Origin of the sequence: Yersinia sp. 1252 StPb PI (genome assembly GCF_048593885.1) — a bacterium.
In the GTDB taxonomy this organism is placed as follows: domain Bacteria; phylum Pseudomonadota; class Gammaproteobacteria; order Enterobacterales; family Enterobacteriaceae; genus Yersinia; species Yersinia enterocolitica_E.
In genome coordinates this window covers 1-385 of the sequence record NZ_JAZGQE010000514.1, presented here as the reverse complement: position 1 = coordinate 385, position 385 = coordinate 1, and the positions used below count along the sequence as shown (strand labels likewise).

Here is a 385-nt window from a genome sequence, read left to right as displayed (position 1 = left end):
TAAATATATTTATCTTAAGCATCAGTTCATCTTCTTGGACAGCAGTCACTTTTTCCAACATAACATCCAATGTCCCAGTTCGTTCACCTGATGCAATCATATGTATTATCATAGGTGAGAATACTCGACTAATAGTTAAACAAGACGATAGACTACTGCCTTCGTTAATTAACTTAGCGGTACTTTTTAACTGTGATTTAATATACTCATTCGTCAATGCCGAGTTACTTATTTTTATTGCCTGGATTAAATCAACGTTATTGCCATTTAAAATAGTTAATGTTCTTAAATAACGGGATATGTTTAACCTAATGATCATCTCTCCAACCAGAGGTATCTTCAAGTAATAATATTCAAAGAGTTCATTCATTTTCTTTATTTTCAA

At 31.4% G+C, this 385-nt stretch carries 1 protein-coding gene; it reads right to left on the bottom strand.

Going from position 1 to position 385, the window contains the following annotated elements; genetic code table 11:
* Positions 1 to 370 (bottom strand): type II secretion system F family protein (locus V2A85_RS24550; protein WP_420072673.1); only part of this gene is annotated, 370 nt, incomplete at its 3' end.
* Positions 371 to 385: the final 15 nt, after the last annotated feature.